Here is a 26,198-nt window from a genome sequence, read left to right on the forward strand (position 1 = left end):
CAACCAAGGGGAGACACAGCCATGACGATTCTCACCGAAGGCAAAGACGGCCCGGTCATCCTGACCCCCGATCAGGTCGAGGAACTCGGCCAGGCGCTCGACGAACTGCGCGCGCGCATCGAGGCCGATCTCGGCGAACGCGACCGCGACTACATCTACAAGATCATCAAGACCCAGCGCGGCTTCGAGATCGCCGGCCGCGGCCTGATGTACCTGGGCTTCCTGCCGCCGTTCTGGCTGGCAGGCGTGGCCGCGCTCGGTGTGTCGAAGATCCTCGACAACATGGAGATCGGCCACAACGTCATGCACGGCCAGTACGACTGGATGCGTGAGCGCGGCATCAACTCCCGCGAATTCGACTGGGACACGGTCTGCCCGGCCGACCAGTGGAAGCACTCGCACAACTACATGCACCACACCTACACCAACGTCCACGACATGGACCGCGACATCGGTTACGGCATCCTGCGCATCGACGAGGGTCAGAAGTGGAACCCCTACTACCTGGGCAACCCGCTCTACGCCTTCCTGCTGATGGTGCTGTTCGAGTGGGGCGTGATGGTGCACGACCTCGAGGCCGACAACATCATCAAGGGCAAGCGCACCTGGGCCGAGCTCAAGCCGCTGCTCAAGGGGCAGGCCAGGAAGGCGGGCAAGCAGGTCCTCAAGGACTACGTGGTCTTCCCCGCGCTGACCGGCCCGTTGTTCCTGCACACGCTGGCGGGCAACGCCGCGGCCAACCTGGTGCGCAACCTGTGGACCTTCTCGATCATCTTCTGCGGCCACTTCCCGGCCGGTGTACAGACGTTCACCAAGGAGGAGACCGAGGTCGAGACCCGCGGTGAGTGGTACGTCCGGCAGATGCTCGGCTCGGCCAACATCAAGGGCTCCAAGCTGTTCCACATCATGTCGGGCAACCTGTCGCACCAGATCGAGCACCACCTGTTCCCCGACATCCCGGCCAACCGCTACCCGGAGATGGCGCCCGAGGTGAAGGCGCTGGCCGAGAAGTACGGCCTGCCCTACAACACCGGCCGTTTCTCGAAGCAGATCGGCTCGGTCTGGGCCAAGATCTTCCTGCTGGCGGTGCCGGATCGCTTCGTCAAGAGGGCGCCCAAGCCCGGTGTTATCGTGGTGCGTAATCGGAAGGCAACCGAAGTGGGCGTGTAAATGATCGGGAAATTCGAAAGCAACAAAGATCTCGTCCAGGAATTGACGTCCTCCGGTGCCAGGCATGTCGGCAATATCGCGGCCCTGATCACCGGGGTCGTCGCCGAGGTCGCCAGGGAGATCGGTGAGTTCGTCACCGACGCGATCGAGATGAACGAGGCCGCCGCGGCCGCGCGCCGCGACGCCGAACAGCATCTCGACGTCGAGCCGGAGTTCGGCCGGGCCGTCGACCTCGACGAGCCGGCGCCGACGGTGTTCGCCGACGCCGACGCCGACGCCGACGTCGCCCCCGGCGACAAGGCCGACAAGGCCTGAGCCCTCACCACACCGGCAGCCGCCTGCGGTGCTCGGTGACATCGGTGATCAGGTCCCGGTAGCCGTCGGTCAATTCGGCCAACCGGCACCAGTGCAGATGGGTGCGTGCCTCCCGCTGCCGCGGTGTCGTCATCTCGACCGGATCGCCGCCCAGCGCCTGCTGGGCGGCGATCCATTTCGCGGCCATCCGGTCGATCACCGCGCCGAGCGTCTCGGTGTGCAGCGACGCGCCCGCGCGGTGGGCGACATTGACCGCGACCCACTCGTCGATCCGGGCGATCAGGCCTGCCCGCTCGCGATCGATGTCGTCGATCACCCTGCCGCAGGCCGCCACCCGGCTGCTCGGCATTCCCGGTACGCGGGCCGTCTCGATCGCGGCACGCCTGCGTTCGTGGTGGCGGGCGAGTCCGCCTGCGGCGTCGAGCACGGGGTGGCGCCGGATCTCGGGCCCACCGTGTTCCAGGAAGGCCCGGATCAACGCCGACGGCGGCGGAATTTGCGCGGTATCCACACGGAGGCCGGGATCGATCGGCATGGTGCACGCCCCTGGAAATATCGAGCTGGCGGATACGCGGAGCCGGAGAGGACTCGGGACGTGTACTCCCCGGCGCCGACGCAGCCCCACCCGGGCGTCGACGAATATCCGCGACGCTGCGGCGAGGAAGACGACCCGGGAAATCGGGACTCTCTCAGGAAAGCGCGATTCGGCGTGGCCGCGCAATAGTATGGTGTACAAAACGCCGGGCCAGTGGAAATCGTTATCGACCGTTACGGCGAAGTCACCGGCGGACGTCTCCGGTGTGACGCGGCGGCGCATTTCCGGCAATCGGATCCGCGGAGCCCACCGCGAATCCGCGCGCATGGACTAGCCTCGACAAATGTGCCCGCCTATGTGTCCTCACCCGAACTGACCTTCGGGTTCCTGTTCGCGTTGGAAGACCCGCAGCGAATCGCCGACGTGGTCGGTGACCTGATGGAGCGGCGCGCCATCTCGGTGTTCCGGATCGCGCGCCTGTCCGACGACGCGGGCCCGCCCGAGCGCTATGTGGTGAACTGGGCCGCCATCCCGCAGATCTCGATCACCACCAGCGCGCCCGAGGCCACCGACCTGCGCGAACAGCGGATCATGCTGGTCAACGCCTTCCTCGGGGAGAACGGCGAAGTGAGCCTGTACTCGGGAAACCCGCACGCGCCCAGCTGAACCCGCTCACCGCGCCGACTCGTAGATGCGGCGCACCACGTCCTCGATGCCGGGTTCCTCGATCGACAGGTCGCGCACCTTCGCCCGGTCCGACACCGCGGCCAGTAACGCCGCCGCGGTGGTGTGTTCGGCGTCGAAGGCCAGCCGCTGTCGCATCCCGCCCGCCTCGCTGGTGAGCAACTGCGCCCCGCACGGCAGGTCGTCGAGATCCGGTGTCGGCGCGGCCAGATCGACGACGAGGACCCGGCGCGCGCCGACGGTGGCGCCCAGTCCGGTGAGTGAACCGTCGTACACCAGCCTGCCGTGATCGACGACGAGGACCCGCTCGCAGAGCCGTTCGATATCGCCCATGTCGTGGGTGGTGAGCAGCAGTGTCGTCCCGCGTTCGATCCGCTCGGCCCGCAGGAACTCGCGCAGCCGCTGCTTGGAGATCACGTCGAGCCCGATCGTCGGCTCGTCCAGGATCACCAGTTCTGGCGAATGCAGCAGCGCGGCGGCCACTTCCGCGCGCATGCGCTGCCCGAGCGAGAGCTGGCGCACGGGGGTGTCGAGCGTGTCGGCCATCTCGAGCTGTTCGACCAGTTCGTGGGTGCGCTTGTCGGCGATGTCGGGATCGAGCCGGTGGATCGCCGCGAGGATCGAGAACGACTCGTGCAGCGGCAGATCCCACCACAGCTGGGAACGCTGCCCGAACACCACGCCGATGCGCGCGGCCAGTTCCCTGCGCTGGCGCACCGGTTCCAGCCCACAGGTGCGGACGGTGCCGGTGGTCGGCACCAGGATTCCGGTGAGCATCTTGATCGTGGTCGACTTGCCCGCGCCGTTGGCGCCGATGTAGCCGACGGCGGAGCCGCGTTCGATCCGGAAGCTCATCCGGTCGACGGCGGTGATGGTGTCGCGATGTCTGCGCCAGCGGCTGCCGTTCTTGCGGTAGACCGTGAACTGGCGGGTGAGGTCGTCGATGTCGATGATCGGTTCGGTGCTGTGCTCGTGCATCGCTATCCCCCTCCTCCCTGATAGTGCCTCGTGCCGATCCGCCACGCCGCGAACGCCAATATCCACACCCATGCCGCCGCGAACGGGGTCAACCACGCCGACCACGCAGGCAACAGCGGCGGCCCCGGCAGGCCGAGCAATGCGATCGTCGGCACGTAGGCGGTGAACGCGACCGGAATCGCGAACCCGAACAACAGCTTCAACGGCGCGGGGAACACCGAAGCGGGCTGCATCGCGGCGAAGGATCCGCCGTAGGTGAAGCTGTTGGTGAGCTCGGCACCGTCGATCAGAAAGAACTGTAGTCCCGCCGCGCATACGAAAAGGCCACAGAACAGCGCGATTCCACTCAGCAGGGTGATCACGATCAAGGTAACCGGGGCGATGCCCCAGTCGATATCGTTGCGCCACAGCCCGATGGACAGCACGATCACCGCGACGGCGGCGCGCGCGAGCCTGCGCAGCGAGATGTCGCTGGTGATCAACTGCAGCAGCAGCGGTTGCGGGCGTAGGTGGTAGGCGTCGAGTGTGCCCATGCGGATCATCGTCGGCAGCGAGTCCAGATGCCCGACCAGCACCTGGGCCAGCGCGAACGAGGTGTTGGACAGGCCGAAGAGCAGCAGAGCGGCGTCGGTGTCGAGCCCGCCGAGCACGCCCACGTTGTGGAAGATCACCCACACCTCGGCGAACTCGACCAGGCCGATCAGGAAGGCGCTGAACACCTCGCTGGCGAACGAGAGCCGGTACACCTGCTGTGCTTTCACACGCGAACGCAATACTGCGAGATAGGGGGTGAACCAGGTCCCGGCCACGATGCGCGCGGAATCCGGTTCAGCCACCCTGTACCTCCAGCCTGCGTTGTCCCGCCCGCAGCAACACCCTGCCGAGCAGTCCGATCGCCAGGACCCAGAAGCACTGCACCGCAACGGTGGTCAACGCCTGTGTCCCGGCGGCCCGCCCTGACAGCGTATCGATCGGGGCCTGCAGGATGGACGGAAACGGCGTCGTCATCGCGACGACGCGCAACCAGTCGGGAAACATGTGGACCGGGACGAAGAGCCCGGCGAGGAAGGTGCCGACGATCTGGTACAGCACCCGGATCCCGCGGATCTCCACCACCCAGAACCCGATCAGCGCCACCGCGAACAGGCACAGGAACGACAGCGCCACTGCGAGCAACACACTGGCCAGCCCGAGCAGGTAGGCGAGCGGCGTCGTCGGCATCGACAGCCCGAAGGTGGCCGCGCCGATGATGATGCTCGGCACGCCGCGCGGCAGGAAAGTGCAGGCGGCACGGCCCATGTCGGTGGCGAGGTAGCTCAGCTGGATGTCGACAGGGCGCAGGAAGTCGATGGCGACGTCGCCGGATTTGATCCGGTCGACCAGGTCCAGCGGTGGTCCCATGAACTGGGTCGCGCCGAGCAGCGCCTGCGACAGCCACACGTAGGCGCCGATGGTTCCCTCGGTGTAGCCACCGAAATCACCGGCGGCGCGGACCGCGGCGACCAGGACGGCGGCGCGCACGAAACCGAAGACGCAGTTGGTGAACAGCCCGGCGAACATCGCCAGCTTGTACTGGGCCTGCCGTTTGAATCCGGCGCGCGCCAGTTTCCAGTAGACGCCGACAGTGCTCGGCCTGCGCCGACGGAACACGGCGAGGGCGACTCGTCCGTTCCCCTCGACATCGCCCCACACAATCAGTCAACTTTAGGCCGTTTCCGGCGAATCCGGACGAAAACGGCACCATCGCGACCGGTCAGCGCAGCGGCACTCCCACGTCGGCGCCGCCTTCCGGGGTGATGCGCTGGTTCACCTTCACCAGGGCGGGCGCGGGGACGAAACCGCCGGCGAACAGCGCCTCGCCCTGCCGGAACCAGGGGGAGCGGCCGAGCAGCGCCGAGGGCGCGTACCCGAAGTAGGTACCGAGCTCGGCGAGGTCGACCGGCGAGGTCATCTTCATCAGCGCGAGGTTGTCGCACTGGGAGATGATGCCGGGGTGCACCTTCGACGGCCGCTGGGTCGACAGCAGCAGCCACAGCCCGAATTTGCGCCCCTCCGCGGCGATCTGGATCAGCCGTTCCCGCACCGCGACCGCGATCGGCGACTCCAGCCGCGGTGAGGCCAGGTTGTGCGCCTCGTCGATGACCAGCAGGACCGGCCGTCGTTCCTCGCGCCGCGCCCACAGCTCGTCGAGCAGCGCCAGCGCGACCACCAGCTGCTGTGCGGCCGTGGAGAATCCGCCGAGGTCGAGCACCGTCGCGTCGGGACGCCGCGCGATCACGTCGGTGACCGCGCGGTCGCCGCGTGCCCAGACCTCCCAGTCGAGCAGACCGAGGTTCTCGATCCGCAGGGCCAGTCGGCGCTGCGCCGCCGACTCCGACACCAGCAGGTTCGGCAGTGCCTGGTCGAGTTCGGCGGCGGCGAGCTCGTCGGCCAGGTGGATCAGCTCGTTGAACTCCTCGCGGTCCGCGATCGGGTCGATCCGCAGGACAGCGGCTTTGGACGGCAGCGGCAGCTCGGTGAAGCGGGCGCGCAAAGGGTTGTCGCCGCGCGGGCGCAGGACCTGGATGTCGCGCCGGGCCAGCGCCGCGGCCGTCGGTCCGCTCGCGGCGGGATCGAGCTCGCCGAGCCGGACGAAATCGGAGTTCGGGTCGAGGATCACCACCGGCAGCGCGGTGTGCGCGATCAGTTGCTCGAGCACCACGCCGAGCGCGTAGGTCTTGCCGGAGCCGCTCTGACCGCACCAGAAGGTGTGCCGGTTGAATCGCCGGGGCAGCAGCCGGGCGGGTCCGCCGGGTGGGGTGAGGTTCACGCCGACCTCGAGCACCGCGCCGGTGGTGTCGTGCAGGGTCTGGACCGTGGCCGCGTCGACGAGTTCGACGGTGCCGTCGGCGAAGGGATATCCGGCGCGGGTGTCGATACCGTTCTCGGCCACCTCGCCGATCAGCCTGCCGCGCAACCGGACCGGTGTGGTCTCGGACCGATCCTCGACGAGCACCAATTGGCGCCGTCCGTCGGCGGCGATCACCGCCAGCGACCCCGCGACGAGCGCGCTGCCGGTGGCATCCGCGATCACGAACGAGCGGCCGTCATCGGACCGCGCACTGGGCTGGCTACTGGTCGGCACCCAGCGATCTTCTCACCCGACCCGCGTGGCGCGGGTCAACAGCAACGGGTCAGCTACGAGATGTCGCTCAGTGCTCCGGGAAGCCGGTCGCGAAGAGGATCGCGATGATCACGGAGCTGACCACGGAAATGGCGAGAATTGTCCACATGAGGGGGAAGGTTACCCGGCCCGCACCGGCCCTCCGGCAGCGCACCGCCCGAATCGGACACGGGGCCGCCGAGACCGGTCGTCGCCGCAGGTCACGGCGGCTTCCCTCAGTTCAAGCCGCAGCTGCTGCCCGGATGCGAGCCGAGGGCGGTCACCGTGGTGCCGGGGCTTTCAGTCCTCGCGCCCGCGTCGGCTGCCGCTGTAGGCGGCTTCGCGGACGCGGTTGACCAGGTTCGGCACCAGGTCGACACCGGCGGGCCGGTTGAGGACCGGGTCGAAGAAGTCGGTGCGGTGCTCGCCCGGCTCGGCGCGGCGCAGGTCCAGTTCGCCGAGGGTGGCCGGCGGGTGGCCGAGGCCGTCGGCGGTGAGGGTGAAACGCAGGAGGCCGTGGTCGAGGTGGTCGTTCAGTGCCCGCAGCGAGGCGACCGCGGGGAGGTCGTTGCTGTCGAGCGGGTCGGCGAACACCCACACCGGGGATCCGCCGCCGAATCGGTAGGGCATGAGCGAGCCGAAACGGGCGCCCGCCCAGCCGCGGGCCGGGGTGACGACGAACCGGCCCAGGGCGCCGCGCCCGGTGGTGGCCAGGGCGAAATCCCACGGGTGGTCGTCGTGATCGAGCACGCGAAAGGCCAGGCCGAGCACATCGGGGACCCCGCCCGGAGCGCCGAATCCTTTCGACAGCCGCGCGATGACGGCACGCTCGCCCGTGCCGAACAACGGCTCGAAGTCGCCCGTGGCGTGGAAGCGCCCGGCCAGGCGGACGCCCCTGGGATGGAAGACCCTGGCGTGCCGGACCCGCGCTCCGGTCTCGAACACGGTGCGCACCAGGGTATTCGGGAGGTCGGTGAGTGTCTGCTTGTCGATCACGGGCGCCGCCCCACCGTGGCCCGGCGGCCGAGGAGCACGCCGAGTTCGATCATGCCGAGACCCGGCCCGAGGTGCGGCCGGTTGTCGCCTGCACGTGTGGACACAGCACTTCTCCTTTCGCGGTGGCGAGCCGGCCGGGTGGCCCGGCGGGTCGCTCGGGTGAACGACGTGCGCTTGCCCGCTGGGGAACCGGATAAACGCCGAATCCGGTGCGGCGCGGAGTTCGGCGGGCAGGTGTCCGGCGCGCCGGGGGCCGTCCCGCGATCTTGCGTGTACGTATACATCTACGTATAGTCAGTCGTGTCATCGCACCGGCGACGACGACCCCGCGCTCGATCGGAAAAACCATGACCACGCTGCCGCTGACCCGCCAGGGAGTGCTCCCCGGCGCCGACCTGTCCGCGCTGTGGCCTGTCGCGGGTTTCGCCTACCCTGGCCGGTTCGTTCGCGCGGTGCGGTACCTGAACGGCGGGCACGTCCTCGCCCAGCTGATCCGCTTCGCGCTGGTCGGGGGTCTGAGCAACATCGCCTATGTCCTGCTGTTCCTGGCGCTGCACGGGACCGGCGCGCTGGTGGCCAATGTCGCCGGATCGGTCGTCAGCACGGTGGTCGCGAACGAACTGCACCGGCGGCTCACCTTCCGCGCGGCCGGCCGGGTCGGCTGGTTCACCGCGCAGTGGGAGGGCGGCGGGCTGGCGCTGCTCGGCCTGCTCGCCACGACGGCGGCGCTGGCCTGCCTGGACTTCTGGGCGCCGGGCCTCGCCGACGCCGCGCAGGCGGGCGCCGTGCTCGCCGTCATGGCCGCGGTCGGCGGGCTGCGCTTTCTGGCCTTGCGCGGCTTCGTCTTCTGAGCGTCGTCGCGCTGAACCGGTCGGTCGGTCGCGAATGGACCCGGCGGCGGAGGGCGTGGTAGGAGACTAGTCATGTGCTGGTCATCTCCCCGTCGCCGAAACTCGGGTTCGCCAGTGCCCGAGCCGATCTCGACGAGCGGGAGCCGACGGCGATGACCGGTGTGCGCGTCGGGGCGGTGCGCGCCCGCGCCGAGAGCCGTTCCACCCCTTCGGTTCACCGGGACGACCTGGACGGCTTGCGCGGACTGGCGATCGCGCTGGTCGTCGTCTTCCACGTGTGGTTCGGCCGGGTCTCCGGCGGCGTCGACGTGTTCTTGGTGCTGTCGGGCTTCTTCTTCACGGGGTTGGTGCTGCGGCGGGCCGAGCGCGCGGGGGCGCGCTGGGCGTGGGCGGTGGTGCGGCGGACCGCGCGGCGGCTGGTGCCGGCGATGGCGGTGGTGCTCGCCGCGGTCGTCGCGGCCACGATCGCGTGGCAGCCGTATACGCAGTGGTCGTCCACGGCCGCACAGGTTCTCGCGTCGATGCTGTATTTCCAGAACTGGCAGCTGGCGTGGACATGGTCGGACTATCTGGCCGCCGACCCGTCGGTCAGCCCGCTGCAGCACCTGTGGTCGATGTCGGTGCAGGGCCAGTTCTATGTGGGCGTCCTGCTGGGGGTGGCGGTGCTCGCCTGGCTGTGCGGGCGCACCGATCGCACCCGCCTCGCGCTCGGCGCGGTCGTGGTCGCGGCCGGGCTCGCCTCGTTCGGCTACGCGGCGTCCGGCACCGCGACACACCAGGGCTGGAACTACTACGACACCCTCGCGCGCGGTTGGGAGCTGCTGGCCGGAGCCGGACTCGCCGTCCTCGCACCGCACGTCGTCCTCGCGCGCCGGGTGGGCGGTGTGCTGGCCGCGGCCGGGCTCGCGGGCGTGGTGCTGTGCGGCTGGCTGATCGTCGACGGCGCCAATCGCTTTCCCGGACCGGCCGCGCTGCTGCCGGTCGCCGCGACCGCGGCGGTGGTCCTGTCGGCCACCCGTCTCTCGCCCGCCGAGCGGCCGTGGCCAACCCGGATCCTGGCGCATCCGGTCATGCGGTGGCTCGGCGACCACGCCTATCCGCTCTACCTGTGGCACTGGCCCGTCCTGATCTTCTGCCTCGCCGAAAGCGGCAGCGCGCACGCGGATCTCGCCGAGGGCAGTGCGGTGATCGGGATCTCGCTCGTGCTGGCCTGGCTCACCCACCGCTGGGTCGAACTCCCGCTGCGACGCGGGGTGGCGACCCGTGCGGTCTGGGTCGTGGTGGGGCTGCTGCTCGCGGTCACGACCGTCATCACCGTCGGTTGGCAGAGTGCGTTGCGCGCGAGCCCGGCGGCGGTGGCCGAGACGCAGAACCCGCAGCGCTATCCCGGCGCCGAGGCCCTGGCCTCGGGCGTGCCCACCTCGGTGGAACCGTTGCGGCCGACGCTGTTCGAGGCCGCCGCCGACGTCCCGCCACCTACCCGGGACGGCTGCATCGCGGACTGGGACACCCGCGAAGTCGTCACGTGTACCTACGGCGATCCCGAGGCCGACCGCACCCTCGCCCTGGTCGGTAGTTCCCATGCCGAGCACTGGCTCCCGGCCCTGCAGGTCCTCGCCGACGAACACGCGTTCCGCGTTCAGGTGTACCTGAAGATGGGCTGCCCGCTGACGTTGGCCGCCGACGCCCTGTACATGGGCGAGCCGAACCCGGACTGCCGGGACTGGTCGGCCGAGGTGATCGACCGCCTCGGCGCCGAACGCCCCGACTGGGTGTTCACCACCGGGACCCGTCCCCGCGACGAGGGCGGCGACGAGACCCCCGACGACTACCTCGCCGTGTGGGCGGCACTGTCGGATCGCGGCCTCAACGTGGTCGCGATCCGCGACACGCCCTGGCTGCGCCGCGGCACCGTGCGCTACAAGGCCACCGACTGCCTGGCGGCCGGCGGCGACCGCATCACCTGCGGCATGCGCCGCGCGGACGCCCTCGCCCCGGTCAACCCCGCCCTCGCCCCGAGTTCGGCCTTCCCCAGCGTCTTCCCGATCGACCTGAGCGACGCGGTCTGCGAACCGGCCCTCTGCTCGGTGGCCGAGGGAAACGTCCTGATCTATCACGACGAACACCACCTCACCGCGAGCTACTCCCGCTCCCTGGCCGGACCACTCGGCCGGGCACTACAGCCCGTCCTCGGCTGGTGGTAGTCGCGATCGCCGCTGGTCAGCCGTAGCCTGAGCGAAACCAACGACCGTTCGAGTAGCCGCGGGAGGGCGATGTTTCTCGCGATCGCGTTGACGATGGCCATCGTGCTGGCATGGGCGTGCGTGTCGAGAGCCCTCGTCCGGTGGAGCGTGACCGAGCCGGTCGCGATGATCGTCGCCGGTGCCGCTGTCGGGCTGACCGACAGGGAGTGGTTGCTGGAGACGATCGACACCGGCACGGCACTGCGGGTCGTCGAGTTCGGGCTGGCGTTGTTCCTGTTCAACGACGCGACCGAGATCCGGGAGCGGGTCGCCAGGAACACCGGGGTGACGAGGATGCTGGTGGCCTTCGTGGTCAGCATCGTCGTGGCCACGGTCGTCGGCCGTTTCGTACTCGGCCTGGATTCGTGGCCCCTGCTCCTGATCGTGGCCTGCATCGTGATGCCGACCGATCTGGTTCCCGCGCAATCGATCCTGCGGGACAACAGGATCACCAAGCGGGTGCGCGACACGCTCAACGTCGAGAGCGGCCTCAACGACGGGCTCGTCGCCCCGATCATGCTGTTCGCCCTCGAGGCCTACCGGCGCGCCATCGATTCCGAGGACGCGCTGGGGGCACTCGGACACGCGGTGGCGGCGGTGGCGAAGTCGGTGCTGGTCGGCGTCCCGATCGGCATCGCCGCCGGTGTCGGGCTCTCCGCGGCCGCGGCGCGGGGCTGGACCGATCCGCGCACCGTGCGCTGCGGAATCCTGGCCATCCCGGTGCTCACCTTCACGCTGGCGATCCTCATCGACGGCAACGGGTTCGTCGCGGCGTTCCTCGCAGGCATCGCCTACCGGGCGACCCATCGCGACATCCCCGACGAGCCGTTGGAGCTCACCGAGCGCCTCGGCCAGTTCCTCGGCCTGAGCCTGTGGTTCGTCGTGGGGGCGATCGCGATGGCCGGCCCGTGGCTGCACTGGACGGTGGTCGTCTACGGCCTGCTGGCGCTCACCCTGTTCCGCATGGTGCCGACCTGGCTCGCGCTGATCGGGTCGCGTTTCACCCTGTCCGAACGGGTGATGCTGTGCGCGCTCGGCCCGCGCGGCGTCGCCTCGATCGTCTTCGGCCTGCTGGCCATGAACAGCATGGCGGACTCGCCGGACACCGAACTGGTGGTGGGGGTGACCCTGGTCGTGGTGAGCGGCAGCATCCTGCTGCACGGCATCGGCGCGCCCGTGCTCGCGGCCCGCCTCGGCAGACGGGCGGCCGCACGCGAAGGCGGGTGACCCGCCGGGTCAGCGCCCGACGAGTTCGCCGCGCCGCGGCGGTGCGCCGACGGTGTCGGGCAGGACGGGCTCGCCGAGACCGACCTTCTCCTGAATCCGCTTCGCCCACTTGGGCGCCCACCAGCAGTCGTCGCCGAGCAGCTTCATGATGGCCGGGACGAGCAGCATGCGCAGGATCGTCGCGTCGATGAACAGCGCGGCGATCATGCCGTAGGCGATGTACTGCATCATGACCAGATCGGAGAACGCGAACGCGCCGGTCACGACGAGCAGGATGAGCGCGGCCGCGGTGATGATGCGCCCCGTCCGCGCCGTCCCGATCCCGATCGCCTCGGTGGTCGACGCGCCGTAGGCGCGCGCCTCGACCATGCGGGAGACCAGGAAGATCTCGTAGTCCGTGGAGAGTCCGTAGACCACCGCCATGATCAGCATCAGGACCGGCGCGCTGATCGGCTGCGGCGTGAAGTTCAGCGGCCCTGCCCCGTGACCGTCGATGAAGATCCAGGTCAGAATGCCGAGCGTGGCACCGAGCCCGAGGGCGTTCATGAGCGCCGCCTTGATCGGCAGCACCAGGGAGCCGAAGGTGAGGAACATCAGCACGGTCGTGACCAGCAGCACCAGCGCGATCATCAGCGGCATCCGGTCGAGCAGGGTGTCGATGCTGTCGGCCATGATCGCGGGCTGCCCCGCGACATACATCCGCACGCCGTCGGGCACGTCGATGGCGCGCAGGTAGTCGATCGTCGGCTCGGCGTTGCCGGTCGGATCCACCAGCGTCGCCGAGGTGCGATACACCGCGGGATCGGTGGAGCCGGTGTTGCTCGGCACGCCGAATTGGCCGACCAGGCCCGGCGCCTGATTGGCCTGCTTCCAGGCCGCGCCGATGGCGGTGGTGTCCTCCCCGACGAAGACCAGCTGGATCGGGTCGGTCTTCTTCAGCGGGAACACCTCGTAGAAGTGCTCGAGCGCGAGCCGGGTGCTGTTGTCGGGCGGCAGGTACTTCTCGTTGATACCGCCGAAGGCGAGGTTCTTGATCGGGATGATCAGCAGCAGCAGGCCGACGACGACCGCCACGGCGACCCGCAGGGGGTGCCGCATCACCCAGCGGGGGAGCCTGCCCCAGAGTCCGTTGTCGAGTTCCTCGGCGGTCTTGGTCCTGCGGAACCGTTTGATGCCGAGCATGTCGACGCGCGGGCCGAGTACGGCCAGCATGGCGGGCAGGATCGTCACCGCGGTCAGGGCGGCGAGCGAGACGGTCGCGATGGTGCCGTAGGCGACCGAACGCAGGAAGCCCTGGGGGAACAGCAGGATGCCACCGAGGCTGGCGATGATCATCGTGGCGGAGGACACCACGGCGCGGCCCGCCGTCGCGACCGAGCGCCGGACCGCCGTCGGCGTGTCGTAGCCGTTGGCCAGCTCCTCGCGGAACCGGCTGACGATGAACAGGGCGAAGTCGATGGCCAGGCCGAGGCCGATCATCGAGACCACGGCGGAGACGAACGAGTTGACGTCGGTGAAGTGCGTGATCGCCATGACGATGCCGTTGGCGCCGAAGATGGTGAGCCCGCCGATGATCAGCGGCAGCGCGGCGGCGACGACGCCACCGAAGACGAAGAACAGCAGCACCGCCACCGCGGGGATGGCCAGCAGTTCCATGCGGTGGACATCGGTGGCGATGGTGTCGTTGAGGGTGCCGCCGACGGCCTGTAGCCCCGAGACCTCCACGTCGACACCGTCGATGCGGAAGGCATCGCTCACCGCGCGGTAGCTGCGCAGCAGATCGGTGTCGTTGTCGCCGACGAGCGCCACCGAGGCGAACGCGTGCTTCTTGTCGGCCGAGCCGAACACCGACGGCACCGCGGGCGCGTCACCCACCCGCCAGTAGGCGCCGTTGATCTTGTCGATCTCGCCGGGATGCTCGGCCAGCGCCCGGTTCAGGCCGGCGACGACGGTGCCGCTGAACGCCGGATCATCGATCGTCTTCCCGTCGGGCGCGCTGTAGAGCACGATGACGTCGGCGGTGTGGTCGCGGCCGAAGGCCTGGTCCGCGATCCGGGAGCCCTGCGCGGATTCGGAACCGGGGTCGTCCCAGCCGCTCGAGGTGAGGTGGTCGGACAAACCGAGTCCGTACACGCCCAGCCCCAGCAGTGCGGCACCGACGAGCGCGATGACCGCGAAACGACAGCGACTCACCACGTCGCCCCAACGGTTGAACACACCGACTCCTCTGTCTCTCGCGCCACCGACATTTCCAGGCGAACCTGAGGATCAGCTGGCAACGTCGGGGTCAGCGGCGATTTCGGCGTGTGATTCGGAGCGCACCACCGGGGCCTTCGGCGGATTATCTGTCCATGACGTAGGTGCCCGGCGCGGTCCCGAGTGGGCGGAACTCCGCGTTGCCCAGGGTCGTCGGGGCGGGCCGGTCCGGCCCCGAGCGGTCACCGAGCCACGCGGCGTAGTCCGGCCACCACGAGCCCTTGGCGGTGGCGGCGGCGGCGCGCCAGGCGGCGGGGTCGAGCGAGGTGTCCTCCGACACCTGATAGCCGGCCTTGGCATTGCCCGGCGGGTTCACCAGCGCCGCGATGTGGCCGTTGGTCGACAGCACGAAACGGACCTTGCCGCCGAACAGCCCGGCGCTGCGGTAGCAGTTGCGCCACGGGCAGATGTGGTCGGCCGACCCGGCGACGATGTAGGAGTCGACGGTGATCGCGCCGAGGTCGACCGGGGTGCCGAGGACCGAGACCGCGCCGGGCGTCGCGAGCTTGTTGCCCACCGCGGCCTCGATGAAGTCACGGTGCAGGGCGGCGGGCATGCGCGTGGTGTCGGCGTTCCAGAACAGGATGTCGAACTTCGGCGGCGGCTTGCCCTGCAGGTAGTTGTTGACCCAGTAGTTCCAGACCAGATCACCGGGCCGGATCCAGGCGAAGACCTCGGCGAGATGCCTGCCGTCGAGGTACCCCTTGCGCGCCGAGCGGGCGATCGCGGCGCGCGCGATGCCCTCGTCGATGAGTGAGCCGACCACGCCCGCGCGATTCTGGTCGATCATGGTGACCAGCAGGCTCATGCTCGCGAGCGGGCCGAGTCCGCCGGTGGCCGCGCGGTGCCCGGCCGCCAGCGCGGTGATCAGGCCGCCCGAGCACGCGGCCAGCGTGTGCACCGACGGGGCGCCGCTGATCCGGTGGACCACGTCGAACGCCGCGAGCACGGCGGCGGCGTAGGCGTCGACGCCCCAGTCGCTGTGGCGCTCGTCGGGATTGCGCCAGGAGATCACGAAGACCTGCTGCCCCTGCTGGACGAGGTATTCGATCAGGCTGCGGCCCGGCGCGAGATCGAGCACGTAGTACTTGTTGATGGTCGGCGGCACGATCAGCAGGGGCACGTCGCGGACCGTGTCGGTCTGCGGCATGTACTGGATCAGCTCGAACATCGGCGCCCGGTACACGACCGCGCCCGGGGTGATCGCGAGGTCGACGCCGACCGCGAACGCGTCGGGCTCCACCATCGTCGGGATCCGCGGTGAACTCGCGAAATCGCCGACGAGATTGCGCGGGCCCGCGATGGTGTTCGACCCGCTCGATTCCAGGAAGGCCTTCCACGCCACCGGGCTGATCAGCGGATTGTTGCTTGGCGCCGCGGCTTCGACGAGGTTGGACACCACGAATCTCATCCGCTCGGCGTCGCGCCATTCCAGCGGCGCGTCGGCCACCAGGCCCTCGGCCGTCGCCGCCGTCGCCAGGTAGGCCTGCACGACGCGTCGCAGCAGGGGATTCGCCGACCAGGCCGGATCGGCGAACCGGCGATCCTTGCGATGCGGCGCCACGGTGGAGGTGCCCTTGGCGATGCGGCCGAGCTCGTCGACGAGGCCACCGAGCCGGGCCGTCACCCGATCGGGGTGCTTGGCCAGCGCGTCGAGGAATCGCACGCCGGACCGGCCGGGCAGCCACCGGCCCGCCGTGCCGAGTGCCGCCTGGATCAGCATCTGGTCGAGGGGTAGCGCGTGCTCGGGTTCGTCTCCGGTCGCGGGGTCGGCTGTGGCGAGGGTGTCGTCGGCGGCCGGGTCGCGGTTCGTGCCGAGGGTGATGATGATGCCTCCACTCCTGTGGGCCACGCGGGTGGGTACCGCGCGGCGTGCTCCGATGTCTCCGCGTCGAAGTGGGCGCGGTGGTCGTCGGGGGAGAGGTGGCTGCCCGGCGTCGGTGACAAGTGCCGCATCTCAGGTGCGGCCACCGTGCCGAACGCGTGGACACACAGTGACCGACGGGCGGGCGGGCGCCAATGTCGGCGGCGACAACGACCGCGCCGCCATCGTGTCGCGGCGCACAGTCCCGCCGCCGGCCACAGCGCAAGCGCCGGGGCCTGGATAGCCTTTCGAGGTGCCTCCCGCCAGCCTCGCTCCGCCGGCCGCCGAGCTCGCCGGCGCTCTGTACGACGAAGTCGACACCCTGGCCGACGAACTCGTCCGCCGGATCACCGAACAGATCGAGGTCTACCGGCAGGCGCGCATCGTCGACCACCGAGAGCTTCGGCGATCGCTGGTGGACAACATGCGCCAGATCCTGGGCCACATGCGCGGCGACCGGGACACCGACGTCTCGGCGCCGCGCGAGATCGGCCGCAGGCGGGCGGCGCAGGGCGTGCCGTTGCCGGAGGTCCTGCGTGCCTACCGGCTCGGCTTCGCCTTCGTGTGGCAGCGGCTGCTCGACGCGGCCCGCCGGTCGGGACGACGCTCGGTCGACGCGCTGCTCGACGCCGCGACGACCATCTGGGAGCTGGCCGACGACTACTCGCTGGCGCTGACCGACGCCTATCGGCAGGAGACGAGCGAGCGCGTGATCGCCGCCGACCGCCGCCGGTCCGGCCTGCTTTCGGCGATCCTGGACGGCCCGGGATCCGGCTCGCACAGCACCTGGGAGGTCGCCAAGCTCCTCGACCTGCCCTACGAGGGGACCTTCCTGGTGCTCGTCGCCGAGGCGCCGGACGGCGAGTCGTCACCACTGCCGCGATTCGAGGACCGGCTCCGGCAACTCGACGTCGGGTCGGCCTGGCGGTCGCAGCCCGACCACGAGATCGGGGTGCTGTCGCTGGGGCGCCGTCGCGATCCCGCGGAGATCCTCGCGCTGCTCGACCAGGTGGCCGTCGGACGCGTCGGGGTGAGTCCGGCCTTCGGGTGCCTCGACGGCGCGGCGCGCGCCCTGCGCCTGGCGCAGGTGGCGCTGGAAACGTTGCCGCCGGGGACGAAGGACGTCCGTCAGCTCGACGACGATCCGCACATCGACCTGCTGGTCCGCGACCGCGAGACGACGCGCGTGTTCGTGCTGCGGGTGCTGCGCGGGGTGCTCGTCCTGCCCGACTACGAGCGCGGGATGCTGCTGGCGACGGCGCGGGCGTGGCTCGACACCCACGGTTCGGCCGCCGAGGCGGGCCGGCTGCTCTACTGCCACGAGAACACGGTCCGGCACCGCATCCGCAGGCTCGAGGAGCATCTCGGTGGCTCACTCGACGATCCGCGGCAGGTGAGCGACCTGACCATCGCCCTGCAGGCGATCCGCACCTTTCCCGAGCTCGGCCGGCGCATCGACGCCTCGGCGCCATGAGCACCGCCGTTCGCGAGCTGCGGATGAACGGGCGGCGGCTGCGCGTCGCGGTGCGGCCGGGGCCGGGGCGTCCACTCGTGCTGTGCAACGGCATCGGCGCGAGCCTGGAACTGCTGCAGCCGTTCGTCGACCGGCTCGACCCCGCGATCCCCGTCGTCCGGTTCGACGTGCCCGGCATCGGTGGTTCCGAATCACCGCGCCTGCCCTACACCTTCGCGACCCTGGCGCACCTGCTCGGCCGGGTGCTCGACGAACTCGGCTACGGCGAGGTCGACGTGCTGGGGATCTCGTGGGGCGGCGGGCTCGCCCAGCAGTTCGCCTTCCAGCATCCCCGCCGCTGCCGGCGGCTGGTGCTGGTCGCCACCGCGACCGGTTCGCTGATGGTCCCCGCGCACCCGCGGGTGCTGAGCAAGATGATCACGCCCCGCCGCTACCGCGATCCCGCCTATGCCGCGCGCATCGCCGCGACGCTCTACGGCGGCAGGCTGCGCGACGAGCCGCGGCTGGCGGAGGAGATCCTGCACCGGCACAGCCCACGCGAACCCGGCGCGGGCTACGCGCTGCAACTGCTGGCCGGGGTGGGCTGGAGCAGCCTGCCGTTCCTGCCGCTGATCCGGCAGCGCACCCTGATTCTCGCCGGGTCCGACGACCCGATCATCCCGCTGGTCAACGGGCGGATCATGCGGCGGCTGCTGCCGCATGCGACCCTGCACGTCTACCCGGACGGTCATCTCGGGCTGATCACCCGCGCCGACGAGCTCGCCCCGCGCGTCGCGGAGTTCCTGCGCGCGCCGGGCGAGCGGTGATTCCGCCGGTTCTCAGGGCGTGAGGACCAGGCGGATCGGATCGCCGACCTTGTGTTCCAGGCGGGCGACCGCGTCGGCAGCCTCGGCCAGCGGCACATGCGCGGTGATGGACGGGGCGAGGTCGATCCGCCCGGCCGAGGCCAGCCCGACCAGCGCTTCCACATGCTCGGGTTCGGAGCCGTAGTGGCCACGGACCTGATTGACGTTGAAGCAGAAGTCGATGCTGTCGGCGATCGTCACCGGCTCGGGGGTGAGCCCGGCCAGCACGAGTGACCCGAACGGGGCGAGCACGGACGCGGCCTGCGCGCGGGCCGCGCCGACGCCCGCGAAGTCGAACGCGGCGTCGAGTCCGCGTCCCGCCGTCGCCGCGCGGACCGACTCGGCGAAGTCCGGCGCGAGCGGGTCGAGCGCGACGTCCGCGCCGAACAGCAGCGCGCGCTCGCGGGCCGTCGGCAGCGGGTCGATCGCGATGATCGGCGCCGCGCCGACCATCCGGGCCAGGCGGATGGCGTGCGCGCCGAGTCCGCCCGCGCCCCAGATCCCGACCGACTGCGCGGGCCGCACGTCGCCGGTGCCGACGATGGCGGCGTACGGGGTGGAGACCGCGTCGGGGATGATCGCGGCCTGGTCGAAGGGGAGACCGTCGGGGATGGGGAGCAGGGTGTCCTCGCGGGCGAGCGCGTACTGCGCCCAGCCGCCGTCGTAGTCGAGACCGCGGGTCCGGGGCCGGTGGCACATCATCCGGCGCAGGCAGCCGGCGCAGTCGCCGCAGGATTCGCCGGCCTGCAGCACCACGCGCTGTCCGGGCGTCCAGGCGCCGCGTACGTCGGGTCCGAGCGTGTGGACGACGCCGGCGACCTCGTGGCCGAGGGTGACGGCGCCCGCCGCCGTGACGGCATCCACCGGGAAGAAGGGGCTCAGGCTGCCGTCGATCAGGTGGACATCCGACAGGCAGACCCCCGCGGCCCGCACCTCGACCAGGATCTCGCCCGGTCCGGGAACCGGGATGGGAACCTCTTCGACCGCGAAGGAGCGGGTGTCCAGACGGAGCCGTCCGGCGAGCATGGTGCTCATCGTGGGGGACCTCGATTTCTCTCGACTCGACTTGTTCGACCGAACAAGTCACTCAACCTTGTCGAGTGACAATGTCTGCTGTCAAGCGCGGTTCGGGGCAACGTTCTCACCCTTGATTCGGTTCCGGGCGCGACCGTGTCAAGCGACACTGTCAGGCGACATGGTCAGGTGACAAGGTCACTTGTACGCTCGGTGCCGAGTGCATTGGAGCGACGAAAGGCATGACCATGATCGAGACGTCCGTCGGCAGGCTCGAGGCGATCCCCGAACGCCCGGCGCTGCCCCTGGTCGGACACGCTCTCACCATTCCCGGGGGCGCGGACGGGCTCCAGCACATGATGAACGAGGTCAGGGACTTCGGCCCGATCTACCGCGTCCGGATGTTCGGGACCGAGATGGTCATCGTCGGTGGCCTCGACCTGGTGACGGAGCTGTCGGACGAGACGCGCTTCCGTAAGAACGTGCACAACGAGTTGGTCGAGGTGCGCCAGATCGCGGGCGACGGGCTGTTCACGGCGTACAACCACGAGCCGAATTGGCGCAAGGCGCACGACATCCTGATGCCCGCGTTCTCGCTCGGTGCGATGCGCGGCTACCACGCCACGATGCTCGGGGTGGCCCGCTCGCTCATCGGCAAGTGGGATCGGCTCGCCGGGGTGCGGTCGGTCGACGTGCCCGACGACATGACGCGGCTGACCTTCGACACCATCGGGCTGTGCGGCTTCGGCTACGACTTCGAGTCCTTCCGCAAGGAGGAGCTGCACCCGTTCGTCGAGGCGATGGCGCGGGCGCTCGGCTTCACCCAGGACAAGGGCGAATCCGTGCCGGGCACGGAATTCCTCAAACGCAAGCAGGCGCAGCGCTTCCGCGAGGATGCCGCGCTGATGACCGACCTGGTCGACAGTGTCATCCGGCAGCGCCGTGCCTCCGGCGACGACAGCACCGACGATCTGCTCGGCATGATGCTGCACACCGACGATCCGGTGACCGGGCGGCCGCTCGACGACGTCAACATCCGCCACCAGGTGATCACCTTCCTCATCGCCGGACACGAGACCACCAGTGGCGCCCTGTCGTTCGCGCTCTACTACCTGACCAAACACCCCGCGGTCCTGGCGCGCGCCCAGGCCGAGGTGGACGCGCTCTGGGGCGACACCGACATGCCGGACCCCGACTACGCCGAGATCGGCAAGCTCTCCTACATCCGGCAGGTGCTCAACGAGAGCCTGCGCCTGTGGCCCACCGCGCCCGGCTTCGCCGTCGAACCGATCCACGACACCGTCATCGGCGGGCGCTACGCCGTCCGCGCGGGAGAGACCCTGACGGTGCTCACCCCGGCGCTGCACCGTGACCCGGCCTGGGGCGAGAACGTCGGCCTCTTCGACCCGGAGCGGTTCACGCCGGAGCGGGAGGCCGCGCGCTCGGTGCACCTGTTCAAGCCGTTCGGCAACGGCGAACGCGCCTGCATCGGCCGTCAGTTCGCCCTGCACGAGGCCACCCTTCTGCTCGGTCTGCTCGTGCACCGGTACCGCCTGGTCGACCACCATGATTACCAGCTGAAGATCAAGTCCTCGCTCACCATCAAGCCCGACGGTTTCACCCTCGACCTGGCCCGCCGCACCGGCGACGAGCGCCGGATTCCCGAGCGCGCGGCGGCCACGACGGTGGTCGACGGCGGACCCGGGGGCACCACCGTCCGGCGGGCGGCGGGAACGGCACTGACGCTCCTGCACGGATCCAATCTCGGTACCTGCTCGGGCATCGTCGGCGACCTCGGTGTCGACGGCGAGGACAGCGGCTTCACCCCGACCGTCGCAGCCCTCGACTCCTACGTCGGGAAGCTGGCCGATCTCGACGGCCCACTGGTGATCGTGGCCGCCTCCTACAACGGCCGCCCCACCGACGACGCCGCCGAGTTCGTGACCTGGCTCGAAGGCCTCGAACCCGGCTCACTCGACGGCCTCACCTACGCGGTTCTCGGTGTGGGCGACCGCAACTGGGCCGCCACCTACCAGCGGATCCCGACGCTCATCGACGAGCGCCTGGCCGCCGCGGGGGCCACCCCGTTGCTCGCGCGCGGCGTGGCCGACGCCTCCGGCGACTTCGCCGGCGCGGTCGACCGGTGGACCGCCGACCTGCTGACCGCGCTGCTCGACCGCTACGGCACGCCCGTGGCAGGCGCCGCGCCGGACGCGCCCGCGCCGGACGCCGACCAGGGACTGTACGAACTGGCCGACGCCTCCGAGTCGGTCCTCGGCGGCTTGACGGCCCGCCACGGCCTGCGGCCGATGGAGGTCCTCGACGCCTACGAACTCGTCGACACCGAGCACGCACTGGGCCGGTCCAAGCGATTCCTGCGCATCCGGCTGCCCGCGGACGTCACCTATCGCACCGCCGACCATCTGGCCGTGCTGCCGAGCAACCCCGCCGAGCTCGTCGCGCGGGTCGCCGCCCGGTTCGGCCTCGACCTGGACCGGACCGTCCAGCTGCGCGCGCGCCGCCGCAGCCGCAACGCCCTGCCCGTCGACCGTCCGCTGACGCTGCGCAGGCTGCTCACCGACTTCGTCGAGCTGCAGGACCCGGCCACGCCGGAGCAGGTCGCCGTGCTCGCCGAGCACACCGGCTGCCCGCCCGAGCGGCAGCCGCTGGCCGAACTCGCCGCGGCCGACGCCGAGACCTTCCGCGCGCGGGTGACCGGCGCCGGGCGCAGCCTGCTGGATCTGCTCGAGCAGTACCGCGCGTGTGAGCTGCCCTTCGAGGTGTTCCTCGAACTGCTGCCGGTGCTGCGCCCGCGGCACTACTCGATCTCCTCCTCGGCCGCGGCCCAGCCCGGCGAGGTCGACCTCATGGTCTCGCTGCTGGCCGCGCCCCACCGTGCCGGCGACGGCACCTTCGCGGGGATCGCCTCGCACTACGCGCAGACCCTGCGCCCCGGTGACATCGTGCAGGCCAGGGTGCTGCCGTGCAGCGAGTCGTTCCGCCTCCCGGACGATCCGTCGGTACCGGTGATCCTGGTCAGCGCGGGTACGGGTCTGGCGCCGTTCCGCGGCGCCGTCCTCGACCGCGCGCACGCCGGAGCGATCGGGACCCTGCTGTGCTACTTCGGCTGCGACCACCCCGAGGTCGACTATCTGCATCGCGCGGAGTTCGCGGCGGCGGAGTCGGCCGGGGCCGTGAGCATGCGCCCCACCTTCATGCACGCGCCCGAGGACGGCGCCCGCTTCGTGCAGGACCGCCTCGCCCGCGAGAGCGCGGAGGTGTGGTCGATCCTGGCCGCCGGTGGGCGCGTCTACGTCTGCGGCGACGGTCACCGGATGGCGCCCGCCGTGCGCGCGGCGTTCCTGGGGATCCACCGGGAGTGGGCGGGCGGTACCGACGAGGACGCCGCCACCTGGCTGGCCGAGCTCGTCGAGTCAGGGCGTTTCGTCGAGGATGTCTGGGCAGGCTGACGGCAACACAACGAGATGACCGCCGGGGGCGCGCCCCCGGCGGTCATCTCGTTCAGTCGAGCCGCACGTCGGTGAGTGTCAGCCGGCCACCGGCGAGTGCGACGGTGGCGGCGACCAGCGCGCGCAGCCCGACGCGTTCGGCGTCACCGTCGGGCAGGCTGAGGCGTTGCATCGTCAGCCCGTCGAATCCGGCGAGGAAGAACCGGGCGACGACCTCGACCGGCTCGGCCAGCGCGAAGCCGGTCCGCTCCGCCGTCTCGGTCAGCAGCGCGGTGGTCACCCCGAGGACCTGGCGGTAGTGGCTCTCCCTGGCCTCGGTCAGGCGCGGGACCCGCAGCGCGTACATGGTGAGTTCGGTGAGCAGCTGATGGTTGGTCGCCGGCTCCGCCATGCTGCGCCACAGCTCATCGGCGAGCGCGGCGAGCGTCTCCTCGAACCCGCCGCCCTCGGGCGCCGCGGCCGCGAGCTGCGTGACGACGTCCTCGGTGATCTGTTCCATCACCGCCGCGTAGAGGTCCTCCTTCGTCCCGAAGGTGTAGTGCACCGTCGCCTGTGCCACCCCGAGTTCGGCGGCGATCGCCCTGGTGCTGCCCGCGGCGACGCCCTTCCTCGTCATGAGGTCGATCGCCGCCTTGATGAGCTGCGGGCGGCGTTCGGCCGCGGAGACATGAGCCATGCCGAGCACTATACGACTCTGTCCGTCAACCTGGTCGAGTGACAAAGTCGGTGATCGGATCGGTCAGGCATCGAGACCGAGGTGGTCGGCGAGATCCGCGTAGTCCACCTGCCACAGGCCGGGGGAGCCGGTCGGGTACTGGGAGCGGAAGCCGAGGACCCGCTGCACGCGCGGCGAGAGCGTCTTGGCGACCTCCGGGTCGACCAGGAACGGGTAGGCCTCCTCGGGGGTGAGGAAACCCGGGTTGAAGGTGAAGGCGACGCCGCGCCGGTACTCGTCGGTGGTCTGATTGGCGCCGCCACCGTGCACGACCTTGCCGCTGATGACGAGCGCGTCACCGGCGTTCATCACCGCCGGGATCGTGGCCTCCGGCGTGCCGCTGTCCTCGAAGTTCTCCCAGTGGTTGCTGCCGGGGATGACCCGGGTGGCGCCGTTCTCCTCGGTGAAGTCGGTGAACGCGATCAGGAAGTTGATGGTCACCTCGGGACCCTGCGGGCCCATCCCGATGAAGGGATACCAGTTGCCGAGGTCGCGGTGCAGCATCTGCGCGGCGTTGCCGGGGCCGATCTCGATGACCTGGGCGGTGGTCATCCAGTAGGTGCCCGACTCCTCGAGGAACACCGCGTCGCACAGCCCGTGCACGAGGTCGTGTTCGATGATCTCGTTGCGGAAGGTCGGGCTGTGGGTGACGAGGTTGGTCAGCCGCTTGGTGTTGCTGCCGTGGAACGCGGCGACGATCTCGTTCTCATGGGTCGAACCGGGGCGCAGGGCCTGCAGCGGCGCCTCGACGTCGGTGTTGAACCGCTCGATCTGGTCCTTGGTGAGGAAGTTCTTGATGATCGCGCCGCCGTCGCGCTGGATGATCGCGAGGATGTCGGCGATCGGGGTGTCGGCGGGCACGGACTCCAGGGCTCGGGTGGGCTGTACTGCGGTCATGGTTTCGACTCCGTTCGGGAAGATTCGTTGACGTTGTTCGCGAAAGCCGCGGCGGCGGGTTCGCCGCCGCGGCGGACCAGGTGTCAGCCGAGGCTGAACGGCTGGCCCCACAGCGTCACCCAGCTGGTGACGCGCTCGGTGACGATCTCGACGCTGACGAAGGCGCGCGCCTGGGCGTACCCGCCGCAGCCGGACAGGCCGATGGTCTGGTCGGACCAGGTCACCGATCCGCTGCCACCGGAGAACACGTTGTAGGCCTTGTGCGACTCGTTGCCGAAGTCGTCGGCCTTCTCCCGGTCGAGAATGTAGAACGACTTCGCCTGGCCGGGACCGAGCGACAGCTCACCGCTGGTGTTGGCGCCTGCGCTGGCGTTGCCCTCCCAGTCCGAGGCCCCTTCCACTCCGCCGCCGACCCCGCCGCCGGCGATGTTCACCTGGCAGCCGACGACGTAGCCGGGCAGGACCAGGCCACCGGCCTCGGCGCCGGTCCCGGCGAGGTCGACCCGCGCGGTCCCGGAGACCCAGGCGTTGCGGTGCACCGGCGTCGAGCCGAGGGAGGGGTTGATATTCGCCGACTCCCCGGTCAGCCGGACGGTCACGACGGTGCCGTCGGACAGGGTCTCGACGAGTTCGCCGCCGGGCAGCCCGACGATGGTGTCGGCGGTCGCGGCGGGGGTGGCGGCCAGGCCGAGCGCGAGGGCGGCGACCGCGCCGACGCCCAGGCGGGCGAGATACTGACGGTTGAACATCGAATTCACCTTGGGGGTTTGAGGTTTCGCGAAGCGAGGGAGGACGGGGCCGGTTCAGCCGATGCTGAACGGGGCACCGTAGAGCGAGGTCTTGGAGTAGTGGTCGCCGATGATCTCGACCACGGTGTAGGCACGGGCCTGCGCGTAGCCGGCGCAGCCCTGGATCTCGATCTCGGCGTCGCGGTATTCCACCGAGTACACCCCCGGCTCGAGGATGTCCTTGTAGTCGATCTGCACGAACTTCACCTCGCCGGGGCCGAGGTTGACCCCGATCGATCCGCCCGCGCTCACCCCGCCGGTGGAGAAGCCACCCGAGACCCCGGCGCCGATGGCGTCGTCGGCGATGCTCACCTGGCAGCCGACGAGGTAGCCGGTGTTGAGCTGGGAGGCGCCGTGGGTCGAGGAGTTGTTGCTGCCCGGCCTGCCGGTCGGGCCGTTGGTCGGGCCCACCTCACCCTCGGGCGTGACGGCGACGTCGGCGCTGGCGCGGCCTGATACCCACACCACCCGGCCCGCGCCGTTGGCCGCCATCGACGGCGAGACCAGTGCGTGTTCGCCGGTGCGGGTGAGCGTGACGCCCGGACCCGACTTGGTGCCGTCCGGCAGCGGCACGAAAGCGTCGGCGCCTGCGGGTACCGCGGCCGCCACGGCGCAGGACACCGCGGCGATACCGGCCACGGCCAGCGCCGTGGTCGAGCGGGTCCCTGCCCTACGAGAACTCATGATGATCCGAATCTCCTTTGATTCCGGGTACTGATTTCGGGTACGCCGCA

General features: G+C 70.2%; 22 protein-coding genes. 9 read left to right on the top strand and 13 right to left on the bottom strand.

Features of this window, described 5'->3' with window-relative positions:
- Positions 1-21 precede the first annotated feature (21 nt).
- Both AB0H56_RS06805 and AB0H56_RS06810 read left to right on the top strand, forming a co-directional pair.
- Positions 22-1,170, top strand: coding sequence for an acyl-CoA desaturase (locus tag AB0H56_RS06805; protein WP_357158345.1), 1,149 nt, complete (start codon positions 22-24; stop codon positions 1,168-1,170).
- The gene (locus tag AB0H56_RS06810) at positions 1,171-1,485 is read left to right on the top strand and encodes a hypothetical protein (RefSeq protein WP_357158348.1); all 315 of its coding nucleotides are present in this window, start codon (positions 1,171-1,173) and stop codon (positions 1,483-1,485) included.
- Between the two features lie 4 nt (positions 1,486-1,489).
- Here AB0H56_RS06810 and AB0H56_RS06815 read toward each other — a convergent pair whose 3' ends face one another.
- A complete protein-coding gene (locus tag AB0H56_RS06815; RefSeq protein WP_357158351.1) occupies positions 1,490-2,020 on the bottom strand; it encodes a DUF4254 domain-containing protein in 531 nt (176 codons plus the stop codon).
- A 345-nt stretch (positions 2,021-2,365) separates the two neighbouring features.
- Here AB0H56_RS06815 and AB0H56_RS06820 point away from each other — a divergent pair, with 345 nt between their 5' ends.
- Entirely contained in the window at positions 2,366-2,686 is a 321-nt protein-coding gene (locus AB0H56_RS06820; RefSeq protein ID WP_110039425.1) for a hypothetical protein, read from the top strand.
- Between the two features lie 6 nt (positions 2,687-2,692).
- Here AB0H56_RS06820 and AB0H56_RS06825 read toward each other — a convergent pair whose 3' ends face one another.
- The 5 genes from AB0H56_RS06825 to AB0H56_RS06845 form a co-directional block, all read right to left on the bottom strand.
- Entirely contained in the window at positions 2,693-3,682 is a 990-nt protein-coding gene (locus AB0H56_RS06825) for an ATP-binding cassette domain-containing protein (RefSeq protein ID WP_357158354.1), read from the bottom strand.
- A 2-nt stretch (positions 3,683-3,684) separates the two neighbouring features.
- A complete protein-coding gene (locus tag AB0H56_RS06830) occupies positions 3,685-4,518 on the bottom strand; it encodes an ABC-2 family transporter protein (protein ID WP_357158357.1) in 834 nt (277 codons plus the stop codon).
- Positions 4,511-5,374, bottom strand: a complete 864-nt coding sequence (locus AB0H56_RS06835; RefSeq protein WP_357158360.1) for an ABC-2 family transporter protein — start codon at positions 5,372-5,374, stop codon at positions 4,511-4,513. The genes AB0H56_RS06830 and AB0H56_RS06835 overlap by 8 nt, the downstream gene beginning before the upstream one ends.
- 61 nt (positions 5,375-5,435) lie before the next feature.
- A complete protein-coding gene (locus AB0H56_RS06840) occupies positions 5,436-6,806 on the bottom strand; it encodes an ATP-binding protein (protein WP_357158363.1) in 1,371 nt (456 codons plus the stop codon).
- A 318-nt stretch (positions 6,807-7,124) separates the two neighbouring features.
- Positions 7,125-7,820 (bottom strand): phosphodiesterase, encoded by a 696-nt coding sequence (locus tag AB0H56_RS06845; protein ID WP_357158366.1) that lies wholly within the window; start codon positions 7,818-7,820, stop codon positions 7,125-7,127.
- Positions 7,821-8,167: 347 nt separating this feature from the next.
- Between AB0H56_RS06845 and AB0H56_RS06850 the strand changes: the two genes are divergently transcribed.
- From AB0H56_RS06850 to AB0H56_RS06860, 3 genes are all read left to right on the top strand, one after another.
- A complete protein-coding gene (locus tag AB0H56_RS06850; RefSeq protein WP_357158369.1) occupies positions 8,168-8,671 on the top strand; it encodes a GtrA family protein in 504 nt (167 codons plus the stop codon).
- Between the two features lie 152 nt (positions 8,672-8,823).
- Complete coding sequence (locus AB0H56_RS06855) at positions 8,824-10,875, top strand: acyltransferase family protein (RefSeq protein ID WP_357159186.1); 2,052 nt, start codon at positions 8,824-8,826, stop codon at positions 10,873-10,875.
- Between the two features lie 69 nt (positions 10,876-10,944).
- Positions 10,945-12,141 carry a cation:proton antiporter gene (locus AB0H56_RS06860; protein ID WP_357158372.1) on the top strand — a complete coding sequence of 399 codons (1,197 nt, stop codon included), beginning with the start codon at positions 10,945-10,947 and terminating at the stop codon, positions 12,139-12,141.
- A 9-nt stretch (positions 12,142-12,150) separates the two neighbouring features.
- Here AB0H56_RS06860 and AB0H56_RS06865 read toward each other — a convergent pair whose 3' ends face one another.
- Both AB0H56_RS06865 and AB0H56_RS06870 read right to left on the bottom strand, forming a co-directional pair.
- Positions 12,151-14,358 carry an MMPL family transporter gene (locus AB0H56_RS06865; RefSeq protein WP_357158374.1) on the bottom strand — a complete coding sequence of 736 codons (2,208 nt, stop codon included), beginning with the start codon at positions 14,356-14,358 and terminating at the stop codon, positions 12,151-12,153.
- 124 nt (positions 14,359-14,482) lie between these two features.
- Positions 14,483-16,249: an alpha/beta fold hydrolase gene (locus AB0H56_RS06870; RefSeq protein ID WP_357158377.1), complete on the bottom strand. Its 1,767-nt coding sequence runs from the start codon at positions 16,247-16,249 to the stop codon at positions 14,483-14,485.
- A 265-nt stretch (positions 16,250-16,514) separates the two neighbouring features.
- Between AB0H56_RS06870 and AB0H56_RS06875 the strand changes: the two genes are divergently transcribed.
- Both AB0H56_RS06875 and phaZ read left to right on the top strand, forming a co-directional pair.
- The gene (locus AB0H56_RS06875) at positions 16,515-17,735 is read left to right on the top strand and encodes a helix-turn-helix domain-containing protein (protein ID WP_357158380.1); all 1,221 of its coding nucleotides are present in this window, start codon (positions 16,515-16,517) and stop codon (positions 17,733-17,735) included.
- Positions 17,732-18,541, top strand: a complete 810-nt coding sequence (gene phaZ / locus AB0H56_RS06880; RefSeq protein WP_357158383.1) for a poly(3-hydroxyalkanoate) depolymerase — start codon at positions 17,732-17,734, stop codon at positions 18,539-18,541. Before AB0H56_RS06875 ends, phaZ begins: the two co-directional genes overlap by 4 nt.
- Before the next feature lie 12 nt (positions 18,542-18,553).
- On the opposite strand, the gene AB0H56_RS06885 is transcribed toward phaZ, so the two are convergent.
- Positions 18,554-19,615 (bottom strand): zinc-binding dehydrogenase, encoded by a 1,062-nt coding sequence (locus tag AB0H56_RS06885; RefSeq protein WP_357158386.1) that lies wholly within the window; start codon positions 19,613-19,615, stop codon positions 18,554-18,556.
- Between the two features lie 227 nt (positions 19,616-19,842).
- On the opposite strand from AB0H56_RS06885, the gene AB0H56_RS06890 reads away from it, so the two are divergent.
- The gene (locus AB0H56_RS06890; RefSeq protein ID WP_357158389.1) at positions 19,843-23,064 is read left to right on the top strand and encodes a cytochrome P450; all 3,222 of its coding nucleotides are present in this window, start codon (positions 19,843-19,845) and stop codon (positions 23,062-23,064) included.
- Between the two features lie 52 nt (positions 23,065-23,116).
- On the opposite strand, the gene AB0H56_RS06895 is transcribed toward AB0H56_RS06890, so the two are convergent.
- The 4 genes from AB0H56_RS06895 to AB0H56_RS06910 form a co-directional block, all read right to left on the bottom strand.
- Entirely contained in the window at positions 23,117-23,740 is a 624-nt protein-coding gene (locus AB0H56_RS06895) for a TetR/AcrR family transcriptional regulator (RefSeq protein WP_357158392.1), read from the bottom strand.
- A 63-nt stretch (positions 23,741-23,803) separates the two neighbouring features.
- Positions 23,804-24,676: a phytanoyl-CoA dioxygenase family protein gene (locus AB0H56_RS06900; protein ID WP_357158395.1), complete on the bottom strand. Its 873-nt coding sequence runs from the start codon at positions 24,674-24,676 to the stop codon at positions 23,804-23,806.
- Between the two features lie 83 nt (positions 24,677-24,759).
- Positions 24,760-25,425: an MspA family porin gene (locus tag AB0H56_RS06905; RefSeq protein ID WP_357158397.1), complete on the bottom strand. Its 666-nt coding sequence runs from the start codon at positions 25,423-25,425 to the stop codon at positions 24,760-24,762.
- Positions 25,426-25,479: 54 nt separating this feature from the next.
- Positions 25,480-26,148 carry an MspA family porin gene (locus tag AB0H56_RS06910; RefSeq protein WP_357158400.1) on the bottom strand — a complete coding sequence of 223 codons (669 nt, stop codon included), beginning with the start codon at positions 26,146-26,148 and terminating at the stop codon, positions 25,480-25,482.
- Positions 26,149-26,198: the final 50 nt, after the last annotated feature.

Origin of the sequence: Nocardia sp. NPDC050717 (genome assembly GCF_040654275.1) — a bacterium.
Classification (GTDB): Bacteria; Actinomycetota; Actinomycetes; order Mycobacteriales; family Mycobacteriaceae; genus Nocardia.

Coding starts and splice junctions, on each gene's coding strand:
- AB0H56_RS06805 (WP_357158345.1), top strand. CDS start 22: ATGACGATTCTCACCGAAGGCAAAGACGGCCCGGTCATCCTGACCCCC.
- AB0H56_RS06810 (WP_357158348.1), top strand. CDS start 1,171: ATGATCGGGAAATTCGAAAGCAACAAAGATCTCGTCCAGGAATTGACG.
- AB0H56_RS06815 (WP_357158351.1), bottom strand. CDS start 2,020: ATGCCGATCGATCCCGGCCTCCGTGTGGATACCGCGCAAATTCCGCCG.
- AB0H56_RS06825 (WP_357158354.1), bottom strand. CDS start 3,682: ATGCACGAGCACAGCACCGAACCGATCATCGACATCGACGACCTCACC.
- AB0H56_RS06850 (WP_357158369.1), top strand. CDS start 8,168: ATGACCACGCTGCCGCTGACCCGCCAGGGAGTGCTCCCCGGCGCCGAC.
- AB0H56_RS06855 (WP_357159186.1), top strand. CDS start 8,824: ATGACCGGTGTGCGCGTCGGGGCGGTGCGCGCCCGCGCCGAGAGCCGT.
- AB0H56_RS06860 (WP_357158372.1), top strand. CDS start 10,945: ATGTTTCTCGCGATCGCGTTGACGATGGCCATCGTGCTGGCATGGGCG.
- phaZ (WP_357158383.1), top strand. CDS start 17,732: ATGAGCACCGCCGTTCGCGAGCTGCGGATGAACGGGCGGCGGCTGCGC.
- AB0H56_RS06885 (WP_357158386.1), bottom strand. CDS start 19,615: ATGAGCACCATGCTCGCCGGACGGCTCCGTCTGGACACCCGCTCCTTC.
- AB0H56_RS06890 (WP_357158389.1), top strand. CDS start 19,843: ATGATCGAGACGTCCGTCGGCAGGCTCGAGGCGATCCCCGAACGCCCG.
- AB0H56_RS06895 (WP_357158392.1), bottom strand. CDS start 23,740: ATGGCTCATGTCTCCGCGGCCGAACGCCGCCCGCAGCTCATCAAGGCG.
- AB0H56_RS06900 (WP_357158395.1), bottom strand. CDS start 24,676: ATGACCGCAGTACAGCCCACCCGAGCCCTGGAGTCCGTGCCCGCCGAC.
- AB0H56_RS06905 (WP_357158397.1), bottom strand. CDS start 25,425: ATGTTCAACCGTCAGTATCTCGCCCGCCTGGGCGTCGGCGCGGTCGCC.
- AB0H56_RS06910 (WP_357158400.1), bottom strand. CDS start 26,148: ATGAGTTCTCGTAGGGCAGGGACCCGCTCGACCACGGCGCTGGCCGTG.